Source organism: Halorubrum rarum, from assembly GCF_048380895.1.
GTDB lineage: Archaea > Halobacteriota > Halobacteria > Halobacteriales > Haloferacaceae > Halorubrum.
Map to the genome: position 1 here is coordinate 29628 of NZ_JBLWMN010000018.1, position 26224 is coordinate 55851.

The following is a 26224-nucleotide window of genomic DNA, read 5'->3' on the forward strand; positions in this document are numbered from 1 at the left end:
CCCGATGTTCGATCGGACACTTCGGTCGCTCCGAGCACGGCGCGGTGACGGGAGCGGCGCGAGGAGCGACGACAGCGGGGAGACGGACGCCGGCACCGCCGATGCGGTCCGTACCGACGGCGGAACGACCGTCACGGGGACCGACGACACCTCGACTGCCGGCGACCCCGACAGCACCCCGCTCGCGACGCGGCTCCGACGGAGCGAGTTCCTGGAGTCGCTCCCGTTCTGGGGGCCGCCGGGGCTCCTCGTGTTGCTGTTCGTGTACGGCGCGATCTCGTGGAACTTCGTCATCTCGCTGACCGGTTGGGAGGGGCTACGCCAACCCGAGTACACGTCGCTGACGACCGAAGCGTACACGACGCTTTTAACGGACGCCTCCTTCATCGCGGCGTTCCGGAACACGGTCGTTCTGTTGGTCGTGTTCACCGCGCTCTCGCTCGGCGTCGGGCTCGTCCTCGCGATCCTCGTGGACCGGGAGATACGGTTCGAGAACACGTTCCGGACGATCTACCTGCTGCCGATGAGCCTCTCGTTCGTCGTCACGGCGATCTTCTGGTCGTGGATGTACAACCCCCGGATCGGCCTGATCAACGAGCTGTTGCGGGGAGTCGGCCTCGACGTGCTGACGCAGGCGTGGCTCGCGGACCCGCGGTTCAAACTCGCCGCGATCATCTTCGCGCTGATGTGGCAGTTCTCCGGCTACTGCATGGTCGTGTACCTCGCCGGGCTGCGCGCGATCCCCACCGCCCAGTACGAGGCCGCGCGCATCGACGGCGCGTCGTCGGTTCGGATGTACTGGCGCGTCATCGTCCCGCAGCTCCGCGCGTCGACGATGTCGGCAGCGGTGGTGTTGATGGTGTTCGCGCTGAAGGCCTTCGACTTCCTGTTCGTGCTGTTCGGCGTCAACCCCGGCAGCTCCGCGGACATCCTCGCGGTGATGATGTATCGGGTCGCGTTCGACCGACTCCAGTGGGCGTACGGCTCCGCGGTCGCGATGGTGCTGTTCGCGATGGCGCTGTCGGTGATCGGCCCGTACCTCTACTTGCAGTACCGGCGAGGTGAACTATGAGCGACGACGCGACGCAACGCACCGACGATTCCGACTCGCTTTTCGATCGCATCGACCGGTCGCGCGTGGCGCTGTACGCCGTGCTGCTCGGCATGGTCGCGTTCTACCTCGCACCGCTGGAGTCCGGGCTGATGACCGCGTTTAAAACGACGGACGGCTTCCGTGCGACGACGCCGTTCGCGCCGCCGCCGCTCGGCGAGTTCACGTTCGCGGCGTGGCAGGTGGCGTTCGATCGGCTCTCGGCCGGCCTCATAAACAGCGCGATGATGGCGATCCCCGCGACGGTGCTGTCGGCGTTCTTCGGGTCGATCGCCGCCTACGGGCTGACGAACCTGAACTGGCGCGGCCAGATCGGCGTGCTGTCGCTGTTCGTCGCCGGCGTGTTCATCCCGTATCAGGCCGTGTTGGTACCGCTGACGCAGTTCTGGTCGTTCGTCGACCTCGGGGCTCGGATCCCCCTCGCGTTCGTCGAGAACAACCAGGGACTGATCAACCTGAGCATCACTCACACCGCCTACGGGATCCCGATCTGTACGGTCCTTTTCAGGGCGTACTACGCGACGATCGACGAGGAGATGCTGGAGGCGGCCCGACTCGACGGGGCGTCGGCGATGACGATCTACCGCCGGATCGTGCTCCCGCTGTCGGTGCCGATCTTCGCGGTGACGCTCATCTACCAGTTCACGCAGGTGTGGAACGACCTCCTGTTCGCCATCGTGTTGGTCAGCGACCCGTCGAATCAGGTGGTGACCGTCGCGTTGAATCAGCTACAGGGATCGTTCGTTCAGGAGTACAACCTCCAGATGGCGGGGGCGTTCATCGCGGCGTTGCCGACGCTCGTCGTGTACGTCCTCTTCGGCGAACAGTTCGCGAAAGGCGTCGCAGGTGAAACCTAATGGCACGACTCGAACTCGACTCGGTGACGAAACGATTCGGCGAGGGGGACGGTTCCGTCCTCGCCGTGGACGACGTGAGCGTCGACATCGCGGACGGGGAGTTCCTCGTCTTGGTCGGACCGTCCGGCTGCGGGAAGTCGACGACGCTCCGCATGGTCGCGGGGCTCGAAACGATCACGGACGGCGAGATACGGCTCGCCGGCGAACGGATAAACGAGCAGGGACCCGCGGAGCGGGACATCGCGATGGTGTTCCAGAGCTACGCGCTGTACCCGCACATGACCGTCCGCGAGAACATGCGGTTCGGGTTAGAGGAGTCGACCGACCTCTCCGACGCGGAGATGGACGACCGCGTCGAGTCGACGGCGTCGATGCTCGACATCACGGAGCTACTCGACCGGAAACCCGGTGCGCTGTCGGGCGGGCAACGGCAGCGCGTCGCGCTCGGTCGAGCGATCGTCCGCGAGCCGGAGGCGTTCCTGATGGACGAGCCGCTCTCGAACCTGGACGCGAAGCTCCGCTCGCAGATGCGGACGGAGCTCCAGCAGCTACAGAACGACCTCGATACGACCACCGTGTACGTCACGCACGACCAGACGGAGGCGATGACGATGGGCGACCGGATCGCGATCCTCGACGCGGGCGAACTCCAGCAGGTCGCCACGCCGCTGGAGGCGTACCACCGCCCCGCCAACCGATTCGTCGCCGGCTTCATCGGGGAGCCGTCGATGAACTTCCTCGACTGCGCGAGCGAGGACGGCGTGCTCGTCGACGGCGAGTTCCGGTACCCGCTCTCCGGTGACGCGGCCGATTCGATCGGCGACGTCGGTGCGACCGCCGACGGTGCGGACGTCACCTTCGGGATCCGACCCGAGGACGTCGTCGTCCGGGAGACGGGCGACGGCGAGGCCGGTGCGGGAAGCGTCGACGACGCTCACGCCTTCGCGGCGACCGTCGAGGTCGTCGAGCCGATGGGCGACGAGAACGTCGTTCACCTGGCGCTCGACGCCGGCCCGAAGCTGGTGGCGACCGTCAACGGCCTCCGACGGATCACCGACGAGAGCCGGGTCGAGGTCGGCCTCCCGGCGTCGGCGATCCACCTGTTCGATCGCGCGTCCGGTGACGCCGTTCACAACCGATCGCTGGCGGACGCCGAACTCGACGCGAATCGGGTGTAGGCGTCCCGTCGGCCGTGTCGGCTGTGTAGGCGTCCCGTCGGCCGTGTCGGCTGTGTTGGATCGTCGGCTCCGCCGACTCGCCGACACCGTCGGTGTTTCAGCAACCAACTCCGGGGGCGACCCCCGAAAGCCACTGCGCTCGGCGTATCAGACGTCACCGTGTCGAACGCGACAGAACCATGGCTCACGGCGGTTCGGTCGCGTCGATCGAGTCGTGCCGCCGTAACGGACCACGGAGCCGGCGGCGCGTCGCCGTTTCAATCGTCGCCGGGGAGCCCGACGGTCGAACGCTCAGTCGGGGTGTGATGGAGATCGACGGTCCCGTCACCGCTCACGACGACCTCGTGGTCCGCGTAGGTGAACGTGATCTCGCCGTCCGACAGCTGTGCGACGAGCCTGTCCAGCGCGTCCGGATCGATCGAGCCGTACAGCGGCGGCAGCTCCAGTGAGTCGCTATCGGTGGCAGTCGCGACCTTTCGAACGACGCGCTCGGACACCGGTTCCCCCTCTCGTGACATGTTATACAGAGACACAGTATGTGTTATAAACCTATGTCAGACGTTATATGTCCCACATACGGATCGTAACAAACCGTGCCGAACCGAGCGTGGACGGCAGCGACGACTCCCGCTCACGGTTCGTCGACGGCGTGATCGCCGACGACGGCGTGATCGCCGCCGCCAACGCCCTGCCGCTCCCACGCCCGACCGGTCGCCTTCCCGACGGTCGCCGCGGCGACGACCTCTATATAAAAGGCGGCGAAGAAGCCGGCGGCGACGGCGTTGAGCGGCCCGTACACGCCTGCGCCAACGGCGAGTCCGGCGGCGGCGAACAGCGTCGCCACGAGGTAGCCGGCGTCGCGGGTCGCGGTTCCGATCAGCGTTCGGTCGACGGCCGCACGCAGGCTCCGCTCGCGGGCGACCGCGACGAGCGCGGCCGGGAGCGGGTACGCGGCAGCGAACGCGAGCAGCGTCGTCAGCGTCGTGCCGGCGACGAAGATCAGTCCGTCGGTCGTCCCGGTCGGGTCGACTCGTTCGAGCGGGCCGCCGAGGGTGACGACGAGGAGGACCGTCGGGACGATCAGGTAGCCGACGCACGTCGTCAGCAGTCGAACGCCGTCCCACAGGAGCGGGCGGAGGGGACGCCACCCCGGACGGTTCGCGTCGTCGACGCGGTCGACCGCGGCCGTCGCCGCGAGCACGCGAGCGAGGTAGCCGGCGACGGCGACGAACGGGACGAGCGGGAGCCACACCGCAAGCAGGTGGAGCCCGCCGCCGACGAGGACGGCGTCGACCCGTGGCGACCCCCGGAACGGGTACGCGAGCAGGGACCGGATCACGCTCGGCTCACTCGCGGAGCCGCTCCATCTCGCGCTGAACGTTCTCGCGAACGCGCTCGCGGACGCCGCCCTCGCGGTCGGCGGTTTCGGCGTCCTCCGTTTCGAGGAGCCGATCGAGTCTCCGTTCGAACTCCGCTTCGTCGATATCGCCGCGCGCGTATCGTTCCCGGAGGGCGTCGAGCGCGGCGTCGTCGGTTCGGTCGCTCCCGCGCCCGGCGTCGTCCGGGTCCGGCAGCGGTTTCGCGAGGGTGTGCAGGAGGGGCAACGCGATGAACAGTCCGAGGAACCAGACGAGCGGGAGCGACCACCAGAAACCGGTGACGAACGGCGCGAGGACGCCCGCACCGACGACGAGGAGGGCAAACAGCCGCCGCCAGTGACGGCGGAGGTTCCAGGCGATACGACCGAGGGGACCCGTCATACCGGGAAAGACGAAAGCGATCCTCGAAAGCGTTTCGTCGCGAGGATCGGAGCCGGTCCGGCGCTCGAGGCGACGTCGCCTCAGTCGGCCTCGACGCGGATCCGGTCGCCGACCGTCACGTCGTTGTCGGCGCTCCATCCCATCGGGACCTCCAGGACGTACTTGCCCGTGCCCTCGTAGGTCGTCAGCGGTCGAGACTCGGGTTCGGCCCCGTGGATCGCCGTGATCTCGCCGTCGGCGGCGACGAACACGATATCGATCGCGAACGCCATGTCCCGCATCACGTAGCCGTACTCTCCCGGCTCGTCGTGGACGAACAGCATTCCCTCGTCCGCGCCGAGTTCGTCGGTGGCGGAGAGGCCGACGTACCGCTTCGGGAGGCTGTCGGCGATCCGTACGTCGACGGTCGCCAACCGTTCGCCGGTGTCGGCGTCGACGGCCTCGACCGTCGTCGTCTCGTAGCCCCCGATCAGAAGGGCGGGGTTCGCGTAGACGGCGACGGCTGCGAGACCGACGACGAGAAGCCCGACGAGTGCGACGTGGCGGCGGTTCACGCCCGACGTTGGCGGCCGAGAAGGAAACCGTTTTCCGCTCCCGGCGGGTGAGTTTCGGTGAGGGCTCGTGGTCTAGCTGGTTATGACGCGGCCTTTACAAGGCTGAGATCGGTGGTTCGACTCCGCCCGAGCCCATTTCTGGGACGAACGAAGTGAGTCACAGAAATGTATACGGGGCGGAGTCGAATCAGGGAGTGGGAGGTGAGCGAGCGGAGCGAGCGAACGGGAACGACCGTGGTTCGACTCCGCTCGAGCCCGTTCTTGCAGTGAACCGAACGGGTTCCAGGTGGGGGCCTGCAGAAGGCGTTTAGCGGTAGCTCCATTATCTCCACCGAGATGGGCACGTACTCGCAATCGACGATCACGATATCCCACCTGCCGTCCCAGCAACCGATACGGACGACCGTACACGAATACGTCGGCGATTCCGACGGACCGACGGTGTACGTCCAGGCCGCACAACACGGCTACGAGGTAAACGGTACGGAGGTGCTCCGACGACTCCACGACGAGTTACGCGAACGTGTCGAGGCGGGGCGCGTCGTCGCAGTGCCGATCGCCAGCCCGCTGACCTTCGACCACTCGTCGTATACGACGCCGCGGGCTATCGAGGAGACGCATCCGAACATGAACCGGGTCTGGCCGGGCGACTCCGACGGGACGGTCCACGAACGGATCGCTGCGCGGCTCTGGGAGTACGCAGGCGAGGCCGACGTCATCATCGATCTCCACACCATGAGTCCCGACGCCCTGTCCCACGTCGTCGTCACCGAGGACGATGACGAGGGGCTCGCGCTCGCCCGGGCGTTCGGAACGGACCTGGCGCTCGTCGAATCACGACCTGATGAAGCCGGCCACGAGTGGCACCGGCGGAACTTCTCGGGGAAGCTCCGCGTCGCTGCCACACGACGCGATATCACGTGTATCACGCCCGAACTGGGGTACAACACGTGGATCGACGAACCGGCGGTCGAGACCGGCATCCGAGGCGTGCAAAACGTCCTTCGCGAGGTCGGCATCCTCGCCGGTGATCCGGCTTCCAACGGAACGCCCCGACTGGCTCGAAACCACCTGGGTCGGGTGACCGCAACGGACTCCGGGCTGTTCGTCATCGATCCCGACGTCGAGATCGGTGACACGGTCGAGGCGGGTGACGCTCTCGGCACGGTGTACGATCCGAGCACGTACGAGGTTCACCAGGAAGTCCGGGCCGACCGAGACGGGACGCTCTACGCGCTCACACGGGAAGCGACGATCATCGCCGGGGAGACGCTGGCTAACGTCGCGCTACCGCTCGAACGGTAGCCGTCACACGCTGGGAACGGATATCTCGGACTCGACTGCGTGCGCGGCGTTCAGAACCGTCGCATCGTCGAAGCGCGCCCCGACGAGCATGAGTCCGACCGGACACTCGTCGACCATCCCGGCCGGCACGCTCACGCCTGGGTGTCCGGTCCTGTTGAACGGTTCCGTATTTGCGACGACCGCTGGCTCCTGAAGTCGCTCGTACGGATCCTGATCGGGTCTGTGCTCCGGCGCCGACGTAACCGTCGTGGGCATCGCGAGCAGATCGTACGTCTCGAGTGCCTCGTCGTAGCGCTCGGTCATTTCGACGACGAGATTCATCCCGTGGGCGTAGTACTGAGAGTGGTATTCGCGGTTCGTGTACGCTCCGAGGAGCAACATTAGTTTGAGGGTCGGCGGGAAATCGTCCGCCTGGGTCCGTCGGATCTTTCCGAACATCTCTACCCACGAGCGGCTGTACCACGCCTTCCAGCCGTGCCCGAGTCCCTCGCCTCTCATCGCATCCAGCAACCCCTCCGTGGCACAGACCGAGTGGATGTCTCCGGCATCGGCATGCATCGGCACGGAAACGTCCTCGAGAGTCGCACCGCGTTCGGCCAACACGTCGAGTGCATCTCGCGTCGTCTCGAGAACCGCCGTCTCCGCATTCGACTGGGTGAATCCCTCCTCGAGGATGCCGATAGAGAGGTCCGATACGTCGCCGTCCAGGGCGTCCTCGTACTGCTCGGTCGGGACTGGTGCGTGGGATCGCAGGTCCTGCTCGTTACTCCCGGCGAGTGCGGTGAGCGTCCGGGCGACGCTCTCCACGTCGGGGCCGATCGGTCCGGGGTGGTCGATCGTGTGTTCGATGCCGATACAGCCCGTGTACGGGACGAGTCCATAGGTCGGCTTGTGACCCACGACGCCGCAAAACGCCGCCGGAATGCGAATGCTTCCCCCCTGGTCGGAGCCGAGCGCCACGTCCACGTCACCGGTTGCGACGGCGACCGCACTACCGCCGCTCGACCCGCCCGAGAGTCGATCCTCGTTGTAGGGGTTCAGTATCGGGCCGAACGCGCTGTGGCCGGTCGTCGTCATCGCCATGTCGTCCATGTTGGTCTTGCCGACCACGTCCGCGCCAGCCTCGAGGATCCGCGTGACGACCGTCGCATCGCGGTTCGGAACAAATCCTTCCATCACTTGCGAGCCACAGGTCATCTCGACCCCGGCGACGAAGACGTTGTCCTTGACGCCGACGTCCCAGCCGTCGAGCTGCCCACCCTCGTCCCCGCGTACGTAACACTGCGTTATCCAGGCGTTGTGTGGGTCCTCGCTGTCGGACACGCGCCGTCCCGAGCTCCGTTCGCGCCGCTCGACCCCGCCGAGTCGGGGCTCAGGATATCGGGACATCACCGTCTCGTAGGTGTCAGTTCGTTGCTCGGCCATGTTCGCGAAGAACGCTAGCTCCTCCTCGGTGAGATCGAGAAACAGTTCCTCGCCGAGTTCGCGGAGGTCCTCTTTCGTTGGCGGGCGAATCGGCATAACGACCACTCGATCCTCGGAGTGAAGTACGCGGGGCCTGCAGACGCAAGCGACGACGTTTCGGGCCTCTGTGCCGTGCTTTCCGTAATAGAACTTCGGCGGTCAATACACCGCGTTCAGTGACTGGCTGTTTCATGCGACACGCCATCTGGAGAGACGACCTCGACGGAGCCGAAGGAGTCGACTCAGTCACCCTCGAGCCGGTCACGCTCCGCCCGCAGGATCCGCTCCCACAGTCCGAACAGCCGGCTGTTCAGCCCGTACGTCTCGTCGACGTCCCGGACCCACGCGTCGTCGGTGAACAGCAACCGCTGGAACTCTCGGATCTCCGGGGAGAGGCGGTCACGATTCCCGGCGTAGTGATCGAGCGTCTCCGCACGAGCGCGCACGACGAGCGATCTCGGGAGCTCGATTCCGTCCGCTTCGGCGGCGTGGACGAACCACTCCAGATGGAGGAGCGCCGCGGCCAACAGGAACCGTTCGCGGAACCCCGAGATCCCATCGAGCGCCGGATGTCCGTCGACCGTGACGTCCCGGGGGCGCGAGAACCGCGGCGCGGAGACGGTGACGTCCGCGGCCACGGCGACCTCGCGGGCGACGCGGCGGAGTCGCCACTCGCCGTAGCGCACCGGTGCGAGCAGCGCCAGTTCGTACCAGAGCGGCATCCACTCGCAGTACGGCTCCGAGAAGACGCCGTCCGCGAGCAGCGTCGCCGCGACCGACCGCGCTTCGGGCGGCGACAGCGATCTCGGGTCCTCGCGGAGCCGGGCGGCGACCGCTTCGCCGTCGACGGCGTCAGCGCCCGCGAGGTCCATCCCGGCCGCGACGCGGCGGGTATACGTCCGACTGGCGACGTACCAGTCCGCGAAGTCGGCCGGGGCGGTCAGCCGGAGCAGACGGAGGACGGTGATGTCCGTCGTACGCCCCGAGGCGACAAAACCGATCCGACGCGGGTGCGGTCGTCGGACGCGGTCGTGGGCGGATCGGGTGGTCGTCGTCGGACGCGGTCGCGGGTGGAGAGGGTCGCCTGGTCGACGACGTCTCCGGGGAGGGTCGCTTGGTCGACTACGTCTCGCCGCCGTCGGAGAGCGCGTCGTCGAGTCCCCACTCCTCGGCCCTGGTTCGCGCCTCCTCGCGGGCCTGCTCTCGGATCGCCTCGATTCGATCGTCGTCGGAGAGGAACGCCGCCACCGCGTCGGCGTCGTCAGGGTCGTCCTCGGCCAGCCGGTCGTCGGGAGCGACGGACCGGGTCCGTGCCGCGAGATCGGTATCGTCGGCGAGTTCGGTCGCCACGCTGCCGGGGGCGACACGGAGGGGGTCTGCCCCGTGAGCGTCCGTGAGCGCCTCGGGGTCGACCACGTACAGTTCGACGCGATACGGGCCGGGAACGGCCAGTTCCGCGAGCGCGTCCCCGCCGCCGTTGTCCGTGACGGTGTTGTACGCGAGCACCGGGACGCCGTTCTCGAAGGTCACCACGCCGCGAACGTCGCCCGCGAGCAGCAGCGTCTCCTGCGGAACGATCGTCGCGTAGCCCGTGAGCTCGCGGTCGAGCACGGTCGACAGCGACGTTCCGAGGTCCGTGACGACTCGGGAGCGGAGCAGCTCTCCCCGGGGGATACGGAGGTCCGCCTCGCCGGCGTCGGTCCCGGTCGCTGCCGGCTCGCCGGGACCCGACGTCATGGCGTGTCCGGCACGACGGCGCTCGTGAACCGGTCGGCGACGTCGTCGCCGTCGCCGTCGCGCACGTCGAGGGCGGCCGCCGCGCGCCGATAGGCCGCTGCCGCCTCGCTATCGGGTGCGTACGCGAGCAGGGGTTCGCCGGCCCGGCGCGCTCCGCGGGCGGCGTCGCTGTCGGGCACCTGCGCGAGGGCCGGCCCGCCGAAGTGGCGATCCGCCTGATCGGCGACGTCGCCGGCGTCGCCTCTGACCTTGTTGAACAGGACGCCCGCGGTCTCCGTGCCGTACGTGCGTGCGTACTCCTGGACCTTCAGCCCGTCCGACAGTGCCGGGATCGTCGGCTCCACGACGATCACGGTCCGGTCGGCCAACACGATCGGCAACACCGCCGACTTCGAGCCGAGCGCGGCGGGCGAGTCCAGAAGCAGGACGTCCGCGTCGGCGGCCAGTTCGGCGACGACGCCGCGCAGCCGCGCGGGATCGGCCGCCTCGAACGCCGTCAGCGAGGTGCCACACGGGACGACCGACATCCCGAACCGCTCGTAGGTCGCCTCCGAGACGTCCGTCGCCGTGCCGTCGACGAGGAGGTCGTGCAGCGTGACCGTGGCGTCGTCGAGTCCGGTGTGAAAGAGCAGGTTCGCCATCCCCGTGTCGACGTCGACGACCGTGACGTCGTAGTCGGCCGACAGCGCCATCCCGAGTGCGAGCGTGCTCGTCGTTTTGCCCGTGCCGCCCTTGCCGCTGGCGACCGCGAACGCCTCGACCATACACCCCATCGATGGTACACGCTGTTAAGGATTCTCGTCCGTGACGCCGATCGTCGCGTTCGATCTATCGGGGACGAGGCGGGCCGGGGACGAGGCGGCCGGGGACGGCGCGAATCCGGGACAACGCTTTGTGTCCCGACGGCGATGGATCGGTATGCCAACCGTCGTCACCGCCGACGCCTTCCGCGACATGACCGACGAGGCCCGTCGAGGCGACCGCGAGTTCACCGTGATCGACACGCGGCTGGCCGAGGACTTCGAGGGGTGGCGCATCGCCGGCTCGATCAACTACGTTTACAAGCCGTTCCACGAGTTCGACATCGACGAGTTCGAGCGGGAGACCGGGCTGTGCCCGACCGACGCCGTCGTGACGACCTGTGCGAAGGGGAAGGCGTCGCTCGCGCTCGCGAAGGAACTGGAGGCCGCGGGGTACGACGACGTCCTCGTGATCGAGGACGGGATGCGCGGCTGGTCCGCGGTGTACGACCGGGCCGACGTCCCGGTTCCCGACGCCGGTGACGATCCGCTCGACATCGTCCAGATCCAGCGTCGTGCGAAGGGGTGTCTCGGGTACCTCGTCGTGGGCGGAACGGAGAGCCCCAGCGGAACGGGCGACCGTGTCGCGGTCGCGATCGACGTCTCTCGACACGGTACGGAGTGGCGCGCGGCCGCCGCAGACCACGGCGCGCGGATCGTCGGCGTCCTCGACACGCACGTCCACGCCGACCACCTCTCGGGGGGCCGTGCGCTCGCGGACGAGCTCGACGTGCCGTACTCCCTCCCGGCCGCCGCGAGCGAGCGCGACGTCGCCTACGAGTTCGAGCCGCTCGCCCGCAACGAGACCCTCGACGTCGGGGGAGTCGACCTCAAGGCGCTCGCGACGCCCGGACACACCGACGACATGGCGAGCTACCTCGTGGGACGCTCGGCCGTGCTGACCGGCGACACGCTCTTTACCGACAGCGTCGGCCGGACGGAGCTACAGTTCGCGGCGGGCGGCGAGGGGATGGCCGATGGAGCGGGCGAGGGAGGGCGAGCGGACACCGAAGCCGCGGGTGCCGCCACCGGCGCGGAGCGGCTGTACGACTCGCTGCACGCGACGGTGCTCGCGGAGCCGGACGACGTCGTCGTCTGTCCCGGCCACTTCACCGTCGAGAACGACGGAACGACGGGCGACGTCACGCCCGGCGAGCCGGTGGTGACGACGATCCGAGACGCCCGACACGGGATCCGGCTGTTACACGCCGACCGCGAGACGTTCGTCGACCGGATCACCGCGACGCTTCCCGAGAAGCCGCCGAACTACGAGGCGGTGATCGACGCCAACCGCGGCGTCGACGCCCCCGAGGACGAGGTGGCCGCCATCGAACTCGAACTCGGACCGAACCGCTGTGCCGCGGAGACCGCGGCGGAGCCGAACGCCGACGACTGACGCGTGATCCGGACGGTTGTTGGGTGATTCGGACGATCGATATGCGAACCCCTCTCAGACCACGGTCGTCACGGGGTGACACGTCCGTTACTCGGGAGTTCTTGTCGGTACGGCACGTCCGATCGATCGATGAGCGACACAAACGCAGACGTCATCGTCGTGGGCGGTGGTCCCGCCGGACTGAGCGCTGCCCTCTTCGCTGAAAAGAACGGGCTCGACACCCTCCTCTTCGATACGGACTCGACGTGGATGCACAAGGCGCATCTCTTCAACTATGTAGGTATCGGCTCGATCGACGGGTCGGCGTTTATGGAGACGGCGCGAACGCAGGTCGACGGCTTCGGCGTCGACCGGCGACAGGACGAGGCGGTCGAGGACGTCTCCGAGGTCGACGACGGCTTCGCCGTCGAGACGGCCGAGGGCGAGCACACGGCGACGTACGTCGTGCTCGCGACCGGCGCGAACCGCGATCTGGCGGAGTCGCTCGGCTGCGCGTTCGACGGCGACGTCGTCGACGTCGACGTCACGATGGAGACGAGCGTCCCGAACGCGTACGCGACCGGCGCGATGGTCCGCGTCGAGGAGTGGCAGGCGGTGATCTCCGCGGGCGACGGCGCGGCGGCCGCCCTGAACGTCCTCTCGAAGGAGAAGGGCGAACACTACCACGACTTCGACGTCCCCGCCGACGCGAGCGCCGTGTTCGGCGCGATGGCCGACGAGGAGTAAGGCATCTCCGACAGCCGGTCGACCGGAAGACCGACTGATCCGTCGACCGGAAGACCGACTGATCCGTCGACCGGAAGACCGACTGATCCGTCGACCGGAAGACCGACTGATCCGTCGACCGGATAATCGGACGATCGGACGATACCGTCCCTCCCCTTCTTTAAATACCGTTTCGGTCGAGATCGGGCGGACCATCCGGATCGGCACCGTGCGAGCACCCCTCTACCCCGTCACCGACCGGGAGGTCCAGCGCCTCGTCACCGATCCGGAGGTCCAGCGCCGCGAGGTCGACGTGGTCGCGGAGGAGGTCCGCGGCGCGGTCGTACGGCGTGGTGCCGTCGCCGCCGACCCGCTCGGGAGGGCGCTCGACGCCCGCCCGTTCCCGCACCTCGCTTATAAACGCCGACCGGACGGGCTCGTTCTCGAACAGGCCGTGCAGGTACGTTCCGAGGACCCGGTCGGTTGCCGCGCCGAGTTCGACGCCCGAGCGGTCCCCGCCCCCGCGCCCGGGTTTAAAAGGCGTCGAGAGCGCGACGTCCGTACGGTCGGCTTCCACCCCGTCTGACGGACCAGCGTGTCCGGCGGGGCGCGTCTCGCCCATGTGGATCTCGTAGCCGGACACCGAAACCGCCTCGACGCGCGATCCGGGACTCGTCTCGCCGAGCGTGCGTAACAGACCGTTCGGGTTCGGATCGACCGTCAGCACGGTCGCGACGACCCGCTTGTCGGCGTCGAACGTCGTCTCGACAGGCAGCAGCCCGAACCCGTCGACGGTCTCCGGCGCGTTCGCGTCCGCGCTCTCGACGTCCGCGCCGCGGATCCGCTCGCCGAGCAGCTGGTAGCCGCCACAGAGGCCGACGACGGGACCGTCGAACGCGCGGATCGCCTCGTCGAACCCCGCCTCGCGACACGCGATCAGGTCGTCGACGGTGTTTTTCGTTCCCGGCAGGACGACCGCGTCGGCTCCGCCTAAATCGTCGTCGAGCGGGACGTACGCCACCCGAACGCCCCGCATCGCCGCGAGCGGTTCCGTGTCCGTCGCGTTCGAGATCCGCGGGAGTCGCGGGACGGCGACGGTTACCGCGCGCTCGTCCGGCACGCCGTCGTCCGCGCCGTGAACCGCCCGCTCGCCCTCGGCCGGGAGTGCAACGCTGTCCTCCTCGGGGAGGCCGGGATCGTCGTACGGGAGCACGCCGAGCACGGGAACGCCCGTTCGCTCCTCGAAGGCGTCGAGGCCGTCACGCAACAGGGAGACGTCGCCGCGGAACTTGGTGATAACCGCGCCGCCGACGCGCGCTCGGAGGTCGTCGGGAAGCAGTTCGAGCGTTCCGACGAGCGAGGCGAAGACGCCGCCGCGCTCGATGTCCGCCACGAGGAGGATCGCGGCGTCACCGAAGCGCGCCGTCTCGACGTTGGCCAGATCGCGGTCGTGGAGGTTGATCTCCGCGATCGACCCCGCGCCCTCCGCGACGACGACGTCGTGATCCGCCGCGAGCCGCTTGTGCGCGGCCTCGGCAGCGTCTCGCGCGTCGTGCCAGTGATCGTCGTAGTAGTCGCAGGCGGCGTAGTGGGCGACGGCCTCGCCGTTGACGACGAGCTGGCTCTCGCCGTCTCCGCGCGGCTTCAGGAGCACGGGGTTGTGGTCCGTCTCCGGCGGGACGCGGGCGGCGCGAGCCTGCACGTACTGTGAGACGCCGACCTCGCCGAAGCCGCCGCCGGAATCGGTGCTGTTCGGCGACGCAGTCGACGACGTCGGCACCGCCCGCGCGTTGTTCGACATGTTCTGTGCTTTAAACGGAGCGACGTCGACGCCCCGATCGGCGAGCAGTCGACAGAGCCCGGCGGCGACCGTCGACTTTCCGACGTGCGAGGCGGTTCCGGCGACCAACAGCGTTCGTGCGTCTCTCGTCATGAGCGTGAGGGGTGTGTGGAGCGAAACGCGTCGCGAGCGCGGTCGCGATGGTCGTCTCCGCGGATCGTGAGCGTGTGTCTGCGGATCGTGAGCGTGCCGTTTCGCTCTGTCGGTTCGAGAGCGCGTCCACATCACGCCGATCGCGTCGATCGGGCTGTTCAACCCCGCGTTGGCGGGGACCGCGATGGCCGCCTCCGACGTCTCTGTCGTCTCGAACCGCCTCGCGGTCGTGAACTTGGGTCCCCGCTATGACGACGCTTCCTGCCGTTCCGACCCTTCACGTGGATGTTCGGGCGGCACGTTCCCACGAACTGAAAACGATCGAATCATGAAACCGAACACGGATCCAAGGGGAGAACCGATGACACTCGAACCGCTCTCCCGTCGGTCGATGATCGCCGCCGTCGGCTCCACCGTCGCCCTCGCGGGCTGTCTCACCGGCGACGCAAACCGCGACGAGTGGGCGGTCACGGAGTCGCTGTCGGTCTCGCATGCCGTCCAGTACAACGGGCCGAACTGCGACTGCTGTGATGAATACGCGGCGTATCTCGACGATCATCTCGACGGGACTCTCGCGGTGGAGGAGTTGGACGACCTCGATGCGGTCAAACGTGAACGTGAGGTCCCGACTGCCCTCGACAGCTGTCACACGATAGCACTCGACGACTACGTGGTCGAAGGACACGTTCCCGTCGAGATACTCATCGAACTGTTCGAGGAGGAGCCGGACGTCGCCGGGATCGCGCTTCCGGGGATGCCCGCTGGATCGCCAGGAATGCCCGGTGAGAAGGACGGAGAGTGGACCGTCTACGCGTTCGACGGAGCGGAGGAGTACGAACCGTTCGTCGAGCGATAGCGCACTCGTGCGGGAGTCGTCCGGACGGCGGTAGCTCCGCGTCCGAGTTGCTGTTGTATGTACTGTCTTTGTCACCCGAATCGATTCTGTACTTAAAGACGCGTTATATTCGCGTACGAAAGTCAGGGAGCTGAGTTGCTAATGATAGTTTGCATGAGCCAGAACTCCGGCAGCAGCGCTCTCGGCCGGCGAGGATTTCTCAAGGCGGGGGCGGCGGCGACGCTCGCTGCGGGCGTCGGCAGCCGCACGCTGGTCGAGGACGCTCGATCAGAGACGGACGAGACGAGCGAGGGGGTGGACACGGAACTGGTCAAAACGATCTGCTCACACTGTGCGGTCGGGTGTGGGCTCAAGATGGAGGTACAAAACGACGCGATCGTCGGCCAGGAGTCGTGGGACGATCACCCGATCAATCAGGGCGGACTCTGCTCGAAGGGCGCGAGCCTGAGCCAGACGGTCAACTCTCCGAACCGACTCAAGGAACCGATGAAAAAGGAGGGCGGCGACTGGGTCCGACTCGACTGGGACGAAGCGATGTCGGAGGTCGCCGATGAGCTCTCGACGATCGGTGCCGACGTCACCGTGCAACGTCTCGTGACGGCAACGGAGGGGTCCGACAGGGACCTCGTTCTCGTCGATCGATCCGACCTCACCGATCGACAGCTCGACGTGTTGGAGACTGCCCACCGGATGGGATATTTCGAGCCGTCCGGCGGGGCAAACGCCACTGACGTGGCCGCGGAGTTCGATCTCGCCGTCTCGACGGTCACACAACACCTCTCGGCCGCACAGGCGAAGCTCCTCGATGCGGTGTTGTCGTCGACGCCGGAGATGGAGTGATCGGCTACCGCCGAAGGATATCGCGGAGATCTGCTCCGTACAGCCCGATCGCGACCGAAATCGTCGCCAGCGCTCCGGTCGGGATCACGGTGACCCATCCCGCGGTCCGCCCGACGCCGACTCGCCCGGCAACCCCGACGCTGACCCAGAGGGTCGCGAGCGCGGCCAACACGAGCAGTCCGCCCGTCACGCGGCGGTCCTCCCGACCGAAGGCGACGCCGCCGGCGGCGCTCGCGACCGCGAGGAGATGAAAGCCGATCGCCACCGGCCACACCTGAATCGACGTTGGCAGGGTTCCGAACGGTCGCGCCCGATCGGCGAAGTACGACCACACCGGATACGCGCTCGGACCCGTCGTCGGGTCGCCGAGACCGGCTCCGATGAACCCCCACAGGGTCACGAACGTGGGGCCGCCGGACGACGAGGGGACGACGGTCATCGGAACTGCCAACAGCCCGACGACGAGCACGAGCGCCGTCGAATCGCTCACGTCGGATGCGCCGCTCGCGGTCCGTTCGTCTTTCATCCCGTTTACATCGCTGTCCTCCCCGTCGTCGGCCCGTTCGGCGAACGGGAGCGACGCCATGCTCACTTCCGGGCGACGATGCGGAGCACGTCCTCGTCCGCGAGCTCGTGGCCCTTCCCGACCTGCTGGTCGTCGTGTTTCGCGCTCGGTCCGGAGACGCGGGCGAACTTGAATCGCTCGTCGAACTCGCCGCCGATCTTCGTGCAGGCGTCGCCGACGGTGTCGCCCTCGAACAGTATCAGGGGTTCCTCGTAGTCGACGCCGCGACCGGGCTTGTCCATGTAGATACGGATGAGTCCGAGCTCGGCCCAGAGCCGCTCTCGTAAGCCGTCGAGGCCGAGCTCCTCCTCGGCGGAGATGAAGATGACGTCGTCCGGATCGAGTCCTCGCTCGCGCAGTTCCGCTTCGACGGTCGGGAGGTACTCCGTATCGATGAGGTCCGCCTTGTTGACGGCGACCATCGAGGGGAGGTACTCGCGGTTGTCCATCACCGCGTCGACGAGCTGGTCGATCGTGAGGTCGTGGGGGATCGTCACCTTCGCGTTGACGTAGCCGTACTCGCGGAGCACCTGCTTGACGGTGTCCTCGGCGAGGGTCACGTCGTCGCTCATCGTCACGCCGATCCCGTCTTTGTGCGTCTTCCGGATGTTGATGTTCGGCGGCTCGGTGTCGATCCGGATGTTCGTGTCGTACAGCTCCTCGCTCAGCCGGTCGTACTGTTCGATCTCGAAGACGGAGAGCATGAACACGACGAGATCGGCGGTCCGGACGACCGAGAGCACCTCCTTCCCGCCTCCGCGCCCGCCAGCGGCACCCTCGATCAACCCCGGCACGTCCAGTATCTGGATGTTCGCCCCGCGGTACTGGAGCATCCCGGGGTTGACGTCGAGCGTGGTGAACTCATACGAGCCCACCTCGCTGTCGGCGTTCGTGAGGGCGTTGATCAGCGTGGACTTGCCCACGCTCGGGAACCCGACGAGCGCGACGGTGGCGTCACCGTGCTTCTCGACCGCGTAGCCGTGACCACCGCCCGCAGAGGACTGGTTCTCCAGTTTCTCCTTTTTCTCCGCGAGTTTCGCTTTCAGCCGTCCGATGTGTGCCTCCGTGGACTTGTTGTACGGCGTCTCGGCGATCTCCTCGCGGAGTTCCTCGATCTCCTCCTCCAGTCCCATTGGTGTACGATCCGCCGCTCGGCTCGTTAAAGTTGTTCCTTCGGGCTCATCGGGGAGCCGGCCGGTCCAACGCCGGACGCCGTCGTCCCCACGAGTGGTTGGCGTATCGATACTTCGACACGGTTATATTCGACAGGGTCGACCGAACGCACGTCGAATGCCGGACCCGGCGAGCCTCCGAGACAGCACGCAGATCGTTCTCCCGTGTCACGCGCTCGACGGGCTTCGAGAGGGACTCCACGAGCGGTCGACCGTGACGGTGTTCGAGTCGGACGGTCAGTGCCGGGTCATCGGCAGTCCGGTCGAGATCAAGGCGGCGAGCGAGTACCTCACTCGCAACGGCGTCACGGTCGCGTAACGCGCAGTAGGCCCGTATCCAGTGCACCCCGTCCGTCGACCCGACCGCTGCGGTGACTCAGTGTCGGCGGGATGACGCCACTATCCGATGACGCCGACGAGCAGCTGTGCGGTGACGAGCACCAGGAAGGCGAGTCCCGCCGCGAACGATCCCGCCGCGATGCCGTGAGCGTTCCCCAGACCGCGACCGCGAGCGCCGAAGTACGCGCCGAGGAAGACGAACCCGGTCAACAGGAGGCCCATGGCGGCGTACACGACGGTGAGAAAGATCGACGACGTTCCTTCCGGAAGGCCGAAGCTTCCGACCGCGAGAACGGTGGCGACCCCGACGCCGACGGTCACGACGACGAACGTGATGGACCAGACGGCCGGCGTGCGGGCGAGCTCGCTCAGTCGGTTGGTTGCCGCGTCGTATCCATCGACCGATTCCTCACTGTCGGGCGGACCGCGCCGCCCGCCGATCCGTGCGACGGCGACGAACGTGGCGACGACGAGCAGCCCCATCAGTGCCGTACTCAAGAGGGTAAGCGAGACCATAGTGAACTCGTTATTGGTGGGTCAGTGTGAGCGTACAAATAGCCTTCGTATGTGGTTACCCTTCCTCCGGGAGTCGGAACGGAAAACGGTCATCCGATATAGGACTTTGGCTCGATTATACAGTCTCTTTTCAATGGACGGACCGGTCATCCGGCTCCGCTACAAAAGAGCTAAGTGTACTATGACCAAGGGAGAGACAAGACCTGAGCGACACACATGATAGATGCACTTATTCTACAACAGGGAACCGGCTGGCGTGCACAGGCGGAGGTGTTCGACGAGATCTTCTTCGTCTTCCTCGCGCTGGGGACGCTGGTGGGTGTCGTCGTGGTCGCGTACACGCTGTGGAACGCGTACAAGTACCGCGACGACGGCGGCGAGCCGAAGGAGGGGTTCGACGCCCCGGTCGTCGGCGAACTGCCGACCGGACAGGGCGGTCCGAAAGCGAAGAAGCTCTTCTTATCGTTCGGCCTGAGCGCGATCGTCGTCATCAGCCTCGTCGTCTACGCGTACGGGCTGCTGCTCTACGTCGAGCAGGGCCCCGACACTGACGGCGAGGGCGACATCGAGATCGTCGTCGAGGGGTACCAGTTCGGCTGGGACTACGAGTATCCGAACGGCCACACCGAGACGAACGAGCTGATCGTCCCGGCAGACCAGCGGATCGACTTGGCGGTGACATCACGGGACGTCTGGCACAACTTCGGCTCATCGGAGTTACGATTCAAATCGGACTCCATTCCGGGTGAAACCTCCCACACCTGGTTCTCGGTGAGCTCCGAGGAGGTCGAAACACAGGGCGGCGAGGCGACGTTCCTCGTCGAGTGCTTCGAGCTGTGTGGCTCCGGCCACTCACAGATGGACGGCCAGATCACCGTCCTCCCGCAGGACGAGTGGGAGGAGTGGTACGAGAACACCGAGACCGATGACACCGACGAGACCGACGAGACCGACGAGGAGGGTGACCAATAATGTCTGAGCTTCCCCCAACGACCTCCGTCAAGCGCTGGCTCGTGACGACGAACCACAAGGACATCGGCGTCCTCTACACGATCACGGCGTTGTTCTTCCTGCTGTTCGGCGGCGTACTCGCGCTGCTGATCCGCCTCCAGCTGTGGGACCCGGCCAATCAGGTCATGTCCGGGCTCGCGTACAACGAGGCCGTCACCGCGCACGGACTGATAATGGTGTTCTGGTTCCTCTCACCGTTCGCGTTCGGGTTCGCGAACTACTTCGTTCCGCTCCAGATCGGAGCCGACGACCTCGCGTTCCCGCGGCTGAACGCACTGTCGTACTGGATGTACCTGTTCTCGGGAGTTCTCCTCGGGATCAGCTTCTTCCAAGGCGGCACGCTCGATGCGGGATGGACGATGTACGCTCCGTTGAACGTCCCGATGTACACGCCGAGCATCGGTTCGACCGGGGCCGTGCTCGCGCTGTTCATGTTCGTCGTCGGCGTCACCGCGTCGACGGTGAACTTCCTCACGTCGATACACCACTCCCGCGCGGAGGGGATGGGCCTGATGGACATGCCGATGTTCACGTGGTCGATGCTCGCGACCGTCTGGATGATGCTGTTCGCGTTCGCGGCGCTGCTCGCCGTCGGGCTCATCCTCGCGTCCGACCGCGTCCTCGGCAGCGTCTACTTCTCGGCGACCGAGGGCGGCTCCCTGCTGTGGGGCCACCTGTTCTGGTTCTTCGGTCACCCCGAGGTGTACATCGTCTTCTTCCCGGCGCTCGGGGTGATGTTGGAGCTGTTCCAGACGTTCTCCGGTCGCCGGCTCGTCGGTCGGAAGTGGGTGATCATCGCTATCTGTCTGATCTCGGTTCAGTCGTTCCTGGTGTGGATGCATCACATGTTCCTGACGACGATCAACCTGGAGATCAAGACGCTGATGATGGCGACGACCATCGGTATCTCCCTGCCGTTCGATCTCCTCGTCTTCGCGCTCATCTACACGCTGATCAAGGGTCGAATCCAGTTCACGACGCCGTTCCTGTTCGCGTTCGGCGCGCTACTGCTGTTCATCCTTGGCGGTATCACCGGGGTGTTCCTCGGCGCTATCGTGCTCGACTACGAGTTCCGCGGGACGTACTGGGTCGTCGCACACTTCCATTACGTCATGTTCGGCGGCGCGACCGCGCTGTTCGGCGGGGCGTACTACTGGTTCCCGAAGATGACGGGGAAGATGTACGACGAGTTCTTAGGGAAGGTCCACTTCGTCGTCTTCTTCATCGGCTTTAACGCGGTGTACTTCTCGATGTTCCTCGCGTGGGAGACCCCGCGGCGCGTCTTCGAGTACAACCCCGCGTTCCAGGGAATGCACCAGGCGGGTACCATCGGTGCGTTCGTGCTCGGTGCGTCCTTCTTCATCATGTTCTACAACTTCGCGAAGTCGTACGTCTCCGGGCCCGACGCCGGTGACAACCCGTGGGACTACTCCCGGACCGCGGAGTGGGCCGTCTCCTCGCCCCCGCCGCTGGAGAACTGGCCGAACCGCCCCTCCTACGCCTCCGGGAAACTGGAGTTCGTGAAGGACTACGTGCCGGACGGCGGTCCGGCCGTCAAGGCCGACGAGAACGGCAACGCGGTCACCGACGGCGGTGACAGCCACTCCGACCACATCCGCAACTACCCGTACTGGGACAAGCACGCGAGCCACGCCAGCGTCTGGCCCGTTCTGTTGTCCGCGGCGACCGGGATCCTGCTGCTCGGTCTCTCCGGGTTCAACGACTCCACCGAGTTCGCCATCGGCGACACGGTCGCGCAGACGTCGATCGAGGTTCTCAACCCCGTGTACCCGGTACTCGCGGTTATCGGACTGCTTGGGCTGATCTGGTCCGGCTGGAACTGGGGGAAAGAGGACTTCTACGCCCCGCCTGCGGAGTTCGCCGAGCGGTGGCCGTTCAACGGTGTCGAGAAGGTGAAACTGGGGATGTGGTTCTTCCTCGCATCCGACGTCATCGTCTTCGGCGCGTTCATCAGCGCGGCCGTGTTCATCCGGTGGAACGCGGGCTGGGGAACGTGGAGCCCGCTCCCGGACTCGCTGCCCGGACTGATCAACACGTTCGTCCTGCTGACGTCGTCGTTCACCGTTATACTCGCGCTCGTCGCGTCACACCGGAAGAGCCGGAAGGGCCTGCTCGCAGCGATCGGTGCGACGACCCTGCTCGGGCTCACCTTCCTCGGCGTGAAGGCGTGGGAGTGGTGGGAGAAGATTTACGTCGACGGCGTCATGCTTTCGACGGTTCCCGAGGGCTACTCGGCGATCCAGGCCAGCGTCTACTTCGTGACGACGGGTCTGCACGCGGTCCACGTCATCGGTGGGCTGCTCATCGCCAGCTTCCTGTTCGTCCGCGCCTACCGAGGCGCGTACATGGAGGACTCCCGTCCAGTCGAGTACTTCGGTCTCTACTGGCACTTCGTCGACATCGTGTGGGTGTTCCTCTTCCCGCTGTTCTACCTCTTCTGAGAGCAGCCGACCGATCTTTCGTTCGTTTGATTCGACTCGTCGAGTGACGACTGCCGCTCCGGAACGCCACCCGTGTGCGGGCCGACCGCGCCACCTTTTTATACGGCACCCCGAGTCGACGTATGACCGATACCGCGCTCGTGATCGGCGGCACTCGATTCATCGGCCGGCACACCGTCGCGGAGCTGTTGGCGAACGGCTACCAGGTCGCAATGCTCAACCGGGGGACACGCGAGAACCCGTTCGCGGACGAGCCACGTGTGACCCACGTCGAGGGCGACCGTACGAACCGAACCGACCTCCGCACCGCGGCGCTGTCGACCGATCCCGACGTCGTGATCGACTGTGTCGCGTACCGCCCCGTGGACGTCGAGACCGCGACCGACGTCTTCGCCGACGTCGACGCGTACGTGTACGTCTCCTCCGGAAGCGCGTACGCCGCCGAGGAGATCCCGAAACGCGAGGACGACACGCCGCTTCGCCCGTGTACGCCGGAACAGGCCGAAAGCGACGCGGACTCGACGTACGGCAACCGTAAGGCTGGCGGCGACCGTGCGGTGTTCGCCGCCGCCGAGGCGGGCGTCAACGCGATGGCCGTCAGACCGACGATCGTGTACGGCCCGAACGACTACACCGAACGGCTCGACTACTGGATCGATCGCGTGATATCACACGACAGAGTCATCGTCCCGGGCGACGGTGACAGCATCTGGCAGCTCGCGTACGTCGAGGACGTCGCCAGCGCGCTTCGGATCGTCGCGGAGCGCGGAGAGCCGGGGGCGGCGTACAACGTGGGTGACCGTCGGGCACTCACGCTCGCGGAGACGGTCTCTGAGATCGCGGCCGCGGCCGACACCGAGTGTGAGGTCGTCCCGGCCAGCGCGGACGCGCTCGCCGCCGGCGATCTAACTCCCGACGAGTTCGTACTGTATCGGGAGTATCCACACCTCCTCGAGACGTGTTCGCTCGCCGCGCTCGGGTGGGAGTCGACGCCGGTCGCCGAGGCGATGGCGCGAAGCGTCGCGGATCACCGGGACTCGAACCGCGACGGCAGCAAGTGGGACCCCGGTCGAGCACGCGAGGAGCGCGTGTTGGGCGTGAAGGACACGCTCTGAGACTCGCCCCGCCGACCGAGGGCACGGGCGTTCGTCCCACCGCGTCGGAGTCAGTACGCCGCATCCCACCGCGTCGGCTTGCGTCGGTTACTGCAGTCGAGACATTCGACCCGATCCATCGTGTCGATGGCGACGTTCGTGCTCTCGCAGTTGCCACAGAGGTATCCGTATCTATCCTCGTGATCCTCGTCGGAGTACACCGCATAAAAGGGCGCTAACGACCCGCGGTCGCTCCGCTCGAAGGCGACGTAGACGGTGTCCCCGTCGTCGGTCTCGTACGACTCCTGTCGATCGCTTTCGGCCCGACTCAACCGCTTCAGGTACGCCCGTTCGACGAACGTTCCGTCGCCGATGTCGACGTGGCGCTCGCCCGACCGTTCGTAGCCTTCACGCTCGTAAAACGTCGTCCCGGCCTCGTTGTCGACGAGGACTCGTCCCTCGATGTTCGCGACGTCGGCGGCGCGGAGGTCGGCCTCGACGCGAGCGAGGAGTTCCGAACCGATACCTTCGCTCCGGTAGTCGGGATGGACGTGTAACCAGTCGATCTCGCCGACACGCTCCCGACGGTTGACGATGTAGCTCTCCGCGAACCCCACGATGGTCCCCTCGTCGTCGGCGACGAGAAACACCGTGCTCGGATCGGCGACGTCCGCACCGAGCTCGTCCACGTCGTACCATCGCTCGACGGCCCCCTCGAGCAGGTCCTCGTTGACGGCATGGCCGTACGACGCCGTCAGTGACGCTCCCGCTACCTCCCGAATCTCCTCGATGTCATCCGTCGTCGCTGCTCGGACGTTCATACGGAGACGTCTCCGTGTGGATACAAAAACTCCGCGCCGGATCCCGAGGCGGGAGAACTGTGCCGTTCGCGCGCCGGTCCGCCACCGCTTACGTGATGGAGTAGGTCGCCGCTGCCATCAACAGCATGGCGAGCGCCAACGCGAGCAGCATGAGGTACGTGAGCGACCTGTTCTCCCAGCGGAGGTGTTGGTAGTAGCCGACGATGAGCACCGACTTGATCGCGGCGGCCCCCATCGTCCCCGCGAACGCTTGTCTGTACGTGAACAACTCGTCGAACTCGAAGAAGATGAACTTCGAGAACGCGAGAACTAGGAGGGCAACGTAGATCGCCGTGTATAGCTTCACCGAGTCGGACGCCATTATTCAATGGAGACTTGGGTCGCGTGCTTAAAGAATTAACCATCCGAAATCGACGTGGCCCGCACCGCCGGAGCCGTCCGTGACGTGTTCGGCGGAGCCGTCCACCCTCCGTAGACCGCTGGCCGCCGTGGACTGCGGATGTTCACTCCTCGGAGCGAGGTCCGTCCTCGCCGCGCCACCGTTTGTATAGGTAGTACGCGACCACGAACCCCGCCGCCCAGAACCCGACGCCGAGCAGCGCGTACAGGAGTCCGTACAGGAGCTGTCCGGTCGGGAACCCGAGCATACCTCGACTCGGTCCGTCGATCGTATAAACGCACCGAGCCGGGCTCGGCTGACCGCCCGTCGCGGCTCGTCCCCGGCCGTCCTCCTCGAACCCCAAACGCTCATTATCACGCCTCCGCTCTCCTTCGGTATGGGAGACGTTCGTCGACGGCGCCCCTGGCTCGCCGTCCTGCTCGCGCTCGTTATCTCCGGGCTCGGACACGCGTACCTCCGACGGTGGGGGCGTGCGCTCGGTTGGTACGTCGCGATCACGGCGACCCTCGTGTTTCTCGTCCCCGACGGTGCCGTCGACCAACTGTTCGCCGGCACCGCACCGCCGCTGTCGGAGATCGCACCCGCACTCGTCGTGATCGTCGCCAGCGTCGTGGACGCGTACGTCCTCGCGGTTCGAAACAACCGACGGTACGAGCGCCAAACCGCGGCCGCGACGACGAGCAGTTCGATCGGTTCGGGGCGGACCGAAGACGCAGAGCGCGCGGCGCTCGACGACCGGGCCGCCACCGAGGACGACGCGAGCCGAACCGGAGAGCCGTCCGCCGTCGCCAACTGCCCGAGCTGTGGACGGGAGGTCGACCCGGAACTGGACTTCTGTCACTGGTGTACCGAGGAGCTCCCGCGTTCCGACGACGTCGCTGACCGGTGATCGGTTCGGCTACTCGACGCTGACCGGTGATCGGTTCGGCTACTCGACGCTGACCGGTGATCGGTTCGGCTACTCGACGCCGAGTTCGGCCGCCAGCTCTCCTCGTTCGTCGAGCTCCGCGAGAACGTCACTGCCGCCGATGAACTCGCCGTTCGCGTACGTTTGTGGGATCGTTTCCCATCCGCTGTGTGATTCGAGCGCCTCGCGGTACTGCGGAAGCGCCGGGAGGACGTCGAGCGTCTCGAACTCCTCGACGTGTTTGCTGATGAGTTCGACCGCCCGCTGGGAGTAGCCACACTGCGGCATGAGACGGTTCCCCTTCATGAACAGCACCACATCGTTCGAGGCGATCGCCTCGTCGACGCGCCCTCGAATCTCGTCGGCGTCAACGTCGGGTTCGGGATTGAACGTCATGGACGACGTACGGACCGGCGACGCAAAGGGGTTGCGGGGTCGCCC

General features: G+C 66.5%; 29 protein-coding genes and 1 tRNA gene. 14 read left to right on the forward strand and 16 right to left on the reverse strand.

What is annotated here, in order from left to right:
- Positions 1–4: 4 nt before the first annotated feature.
- The 3 genes from ACNSN7_RS12775 to ACNSN7_RS12785 are packed head-to-tail and all read left to right on the forward strand — an operon-like array spanning position 5 to position 3146.
- Positions 5–1072, forward strand: a complete 1068-nt coding sequence (locus ACNSN7_RS12775) for a carbohydrate ABC transporter permease (RefSeq protein WP_418282682.1) — start codon at positions 5–7, stop codon at positions 1070–1072.
- Positions 1069–1968 carry a carbohydrate ABC transporter permease gene (locus ACNSN7_RS12780; protein ID WP_418282683.1) on the forward strand — a complete coding sequence of 300 codons (900 nt, stop codon included), beginning with the start codon at positions 1069–1071 and terminating at the stop codon, positions 1966–1968. Before ACNSN7_RS12775 ends, ACNSN7_RS12780 begins: the two co-directional genes overlap by 4 nt.
- Positions 1968–3146 (forward strand): ABC transporter ATP-binding protein, encoded by a 1179-nt coding sequence (locus ACNSN7_RS12785; protein WP_418282684.1) that lies wholly within the window; start codon positions 1968–1970, stop codon positions 3144–3146. Before ACNSN7_RS12780 ends, ACNSN7_RS12785 begins: the two co-directional genes overlap by 1 nt.
- 257 nt (positions 3147–3403) lie before the next feature.
- Here the strand turns inward: ACNSN7_RS12785 and ddfA are convergent, their stop codons facing one another.
- The 4 genes from ddfA to ACNSN7_RS12805 form a co-directional block, all read right to left on the reverse strand.
- Positions 3404–3664, reverse strand: coding sequence for a DdfA family disk-determining factor (ddfA, locus tag ACNSN7_RS12790; RefSeq protein WP_418282685.1), 261 nt, complete (start codon positions 3662–3664; stop codon positions 3404–3406).
- A 113-nt stretch (positions 3665–3777) separates the two neighbouring features.
- Positions 3778–4485, reverse strand: coding sequence for a DUF4013 domain-containing protein (locus ACNSN7_RS12795; RefSeq protein ID WP_418282686.1), 708 nt, complete (start codon positions 4483–4485; stop codon positions 3778–3780).
- 7 nt (positions 4486–4492) lie between these two features.
- On the reverse strand, positions 4493–4906 hold the full coding sequence (locus tag ACNSN7_RS12800) for an SHOCT domain-containing protein (protein ID WP_418282687.1): 414 nt from the start codon (positions 4904–4906) through the stop codon (positions 4493–4495).
- A gap of 80 nt (positions 4907–4986) precedes the next feature.
- The gene (locus ACNSN7_RS12805; protein ID WP_418282688.1) at positions 4987–5460 is read right to left on the reverse strand and encodes a DUF192 domain-containing protein; all 474 of its coding nucleotides are present in this window, start codon (positions 5458–5460) and stop codon (positions 4987–4989) included.
- A 61-nt stretch (positions 5461–5521) separates the two neighbouring features.
- Here ACNSN7_RS12805 and ACNSN7_RS12810 point away from each other — a divergent pair.
- A tRNA-Val gene (locus tag ACNSN7_RS12810) sits at positions 5522–5595 on the forward strand.
- 201 nt (positions 5596–5796) lie between these two features.
- Entirely contained in the window at positions 5797–6765 is a 969-nt protein-coding gene (locus ACNSN7_RS12815; RefSeq protein ID WP_418282689.1) for a succinylglutamate desuccinylase/aspartoacylase family protein, read from the forward strand.
- 3 nt (positions 6766–6768) lie between these two features.
- Here ACNSN7_RS12815 and ACNSN7_RS12820 read toward each other — a convergent pair whose 3' ends face one another.
- The 4 genes from ACNSN7_RS12820 to ACNSN7_RS12835 all read right to left on the reverse strand — a co-directional run bounded on the left by ACNSN7_RS12820 (position 6769) and on the right by ACNSN7_RS12835 (position 10730).
- Positions 6769–8286, reverse strand: coding sequence for an amidase (locus ACNSN7_RS12820; protein ID WP_418282690.1), 1518 nt, complete (start codon positions 8284–8286; stop codon positions 6769–6771).
- Positions 8287–8471: 185 nt separating this feature from the next.
- Positions 8472–9230, reverse strand: coding sequence for a DUF8116 family protein (locus ACNSN7_RS12825; protein ID WP_496923309.1), 759 nt, complete (start codon positions 9228–9230; stop codon positions 8472–8474).
- 121 nt (positions 9231–9351) lie between these two features.
- On the reverse strand, positions 9352–9966 hold the full coding sequence (locus ACNSN7_RS12830) for a DUF8054 family protein (protein WP_418282692.1): 615 nt from the start codon (positions 9964–9966) through the stop codon (positions 9352–9354).
- Entirely contained in the window at positions 9963–10730 is a 768-nt protein-coding gene (locus ACNSN7_RS12835) for a nucleotide-binding protein (protein ID WP_418282693.1), read from the reverse strand. Before ACNSN7_RS12835 ends, ACNSN7_RS12830 begins: the two co-directional genes overlap by 4 nt.
- 154 nt (positions 10731–10884) lie before the next feature.
- Here ACNSN7_RS12835 and ACNSN7_RS12840 point away from each other — a divergent pair, with 154 nt between their 5' ends.
- Both ACNSN7_RS12840 and ACNSN7_RS12845 read left to right on the forward strand, forming a co-directional pair.
- Positions 10885–12162, forward strand: coding sequence for an MBL fold metallo-hydrolase (locus ACNSN7_RS12840; protein ID WP_418282694.1), 1278 nt, complete (start codon positions 10885–10887; stop codon positions 12160–12162).
- A 129-nt stretch (positions 12163–12291) separates the two neighbouring features.
- A complete protein-coding gene (locus tag ACNSN7_RS12845) occupies positions 12292–12888 on the forward strand; it encodes an NAD(P)/FAD-dependent oxidoreductase (RefSeq protein WP_418282695.1) in 597 nt (198 codons plus the stop codon).
- Between the two features lie 160 nt (positions 12889–13048).
- Here the strand turns inward: ACNSN7_RS12845 and ACNSN7_RS12850 are convergent, their stop codons facing one another.
- Positions 13049–14800: a cobyric acid synthase gene (locus ACNSN7_RS12850; RefSeq protein WP_418282696.1), complete on the reverse strand. Its 1752-nt coding sequence runs from the start codon at positions 14798–14800 to the stop codon at positions 13049–13051.
- Positions 14801–15161: 361 nt separating this feature from the next.
- Between ACNSN7_RS12850 and ACNSN7_RS12855 the strand changes: the two genes are divergently transcribed.
- Positions 15162–15656, forward strand: a complete 495-nt coding sequence (locus ACNSN7_RS12855) for a DUF411 domain-containing protein (RefSeq protein ID WP_418282697.1) — start codon at positions 15162–15164, stop codon at positions 15654–15656.
- 141 nt (positions 15657–15797) lie between these two features.
- Positions 15798–16496, forward strand: coding sequence for a helix-turn-helix domain-containing protein (locus tag ACNSN7_RS12860; protein WP_418282698.1), 699 nt, complete (start codon positions 15798–15800; stop codon positions 16494–16496).
- A 4-nt stretch (positions 16497–16500) separates the two neighbouring features.
- On the opposite strand, the gene ACNSN7_RS12865 is transcribed toward ACNSN7_RS12860, so the two are convergent.
- Positions 16501–17082 (reverse strand): TIGR04206 family protein, encoded by a 582-nt coding sequence (locus ACNSN7_RS12865; RefSeq protein ID WP_418282699.1) that lies wholly within the window; start codon positions 17080–17082, stop codon positions 16501–16503.
- A 2-nt stretch (positions 17083–17084) separates the two neighbouring features.
- Positions 17085–18194: an OBG GTPase family GTP-binding protein gene (locus ACNSN7_RS12870; protein WP_418282700.1), complete on the reverse strand. Its 1110-nt coding sequence runs from the start codon at positions 18192–18194 to the stop codon at positions 17085–17087.
- Between the two features lie 157 nt (positions 18195–18351).
- On the opposite strand from ACNSN7_RS12870, the gene ACNSN7_RS12875 reads away from it, so the two are divergent.
- Complete coding sequence (locus ACNSN7_RS12875; RefSeq protein WP_418282701.1) at positions 18352–18552, forward strand: VNG_1110C family protein; 201 nt, start codon at positions 18352–18354, stop codon at positions 18550–18552.
- A gap of 80 nt (positions 18553–18632) precedes the next feature.
- Here ACNSN7_RS12875 and ACNSN7_RS12880 read toward each other — a convergent pair whose 3' ends face one another.
- Positions 18633–19088, reverse strand: coding sequence for a hypothetical protein (locus tag ACNSN7_RS12880; protein WP_418282702.1), 456 nt, complete (start codon positions 19086–19088; stop codon positions 18633–18635).
- 216 nt (positions 19089–19304) lie between these two features.
- Between ACNSN7_RS12880 and coxB the strand changes: the two genes are divergently transcribed.
- From coxB to ACNSN7_RS12895, 3 genes are all read left to right on the forward strand, one after another.
- On the forward strand, positions 19305–20060 hold the full coding sequence (gene coxB, locus ACNSN7_RS12885; protein ID WP_418282703.1) for a cytochrome c oxidase subunit II: 756 nt from the start codon (positions 19305–19307) through the stop codon (positions 20058–20060).
- Complete coding sequence (locus tag ACNSN7_RS12890) at positions 20060–22561, forward strand: cbb3-type cytochrome c oxidase subunit I (protein ID WP_418282704.1); 2502 nt, start codon at positions 20060–20062, stop codon at positions 22559–22561. Before coxB ends, ACNSN7_RS12890 begins: the two co-directional genes overlap by 1 nt.
- A gap of 122 nt (positions 22562–22683) precedes the next feature.
- On the forward strand, positions 22684–23676 hold the full coding sequence (locus tag ACNSN7_RS12895) for an NAD-dependent epimerase/dehydratase family protein (RefSeq protein ID WP_418282705.1): 993 nt from the start codon (positions 22684–22686) through the stop codon (positions 23674–23676).
- 50 nt (positions 23677–23726) lie between these two features.
- On the opposite strand, the gene ACNSN7_RS12900 is transcribed toward ACNSN7_RS12895, so the two are convergent.
- The 3 genes from ACNSN7_RS12900 to ACNSN7_RS12910 all read right to left on the reverse strand — a co-directional run bounded on the left by ACNSN7_RS12900 (position 23727) and on the right by ACNSN7_RS12910 (position 25123).
- Positions 23727–24476 carry a GNAT family N-acetyltransferase gene (locus ACNSN7_RS12900; RefSeq protein WP_418282706.1) on the reverse strand — a complete coding sequence of 250 codons (750 nt, stop codon included), beginning with the start codon at positions 24474–24476 and terminating at the stop codon, positions 23727–23729.
- Between the two features lie 88 nt (positions 24477–24564).
- Positions 24565–24837 carry a cytochrome C oxidase subunit IV family protein gene (locus ACNSN7_RS12905; protein ID WP_418282707.1) on the reverse strand — a complete coding sequence of 91 codons (273 nt, stop codon included), beginning with the start codon at positions 24835–24837 and terminating at the stop codon, positions 24565–24567.
- A 142-nt stretch (positions 24838–24979) separates the two neighbouring features.
- Entirely contained in the window at positions 24980–25123 is a 144-nt protein-coding gene (locus tag ACNSN7_RS12910) for a hypothetical protein (RefSeq protein ID WP_418282708.1), read from the reverse strand.
- 129 nt (positions 25124–25252) lie between these two features.
- Between ACNSN7_RS12910 and ACNSN7_RS12915 the strand changes: the two genes are divergently transcribed.
- Positions 25253–25765, forward strand: coding sequence for a DUF7575 domain-containing protein (locus tag ACNSN7_RS12915; protein WP_418282709.1), 513 nt, complete (start codon positions 25253–25255; stop codon positions 25763–25765).
- 69 nt (positions 25766–25834) lie between these two features.
- Here the strand turns inward: ACNSN7_RS12915 and ACNSN7_RS12920 are convergent, their stop codons facing one another.
- The gene (locus ACNSN7_RS12920; RefSeq protein ID WP_418282710.1) at positions 25835–26179 is read right to left on the reverse strand and encodes a glutaredoxin family protein; all 345 of its coding nucleotides are present in this window, start codon (positions 26177–26179) and stop codon (positions 25835–25837) included.
- Between the last annotated feature and the right edge of the window lie 45 nt (positions 26180–26224).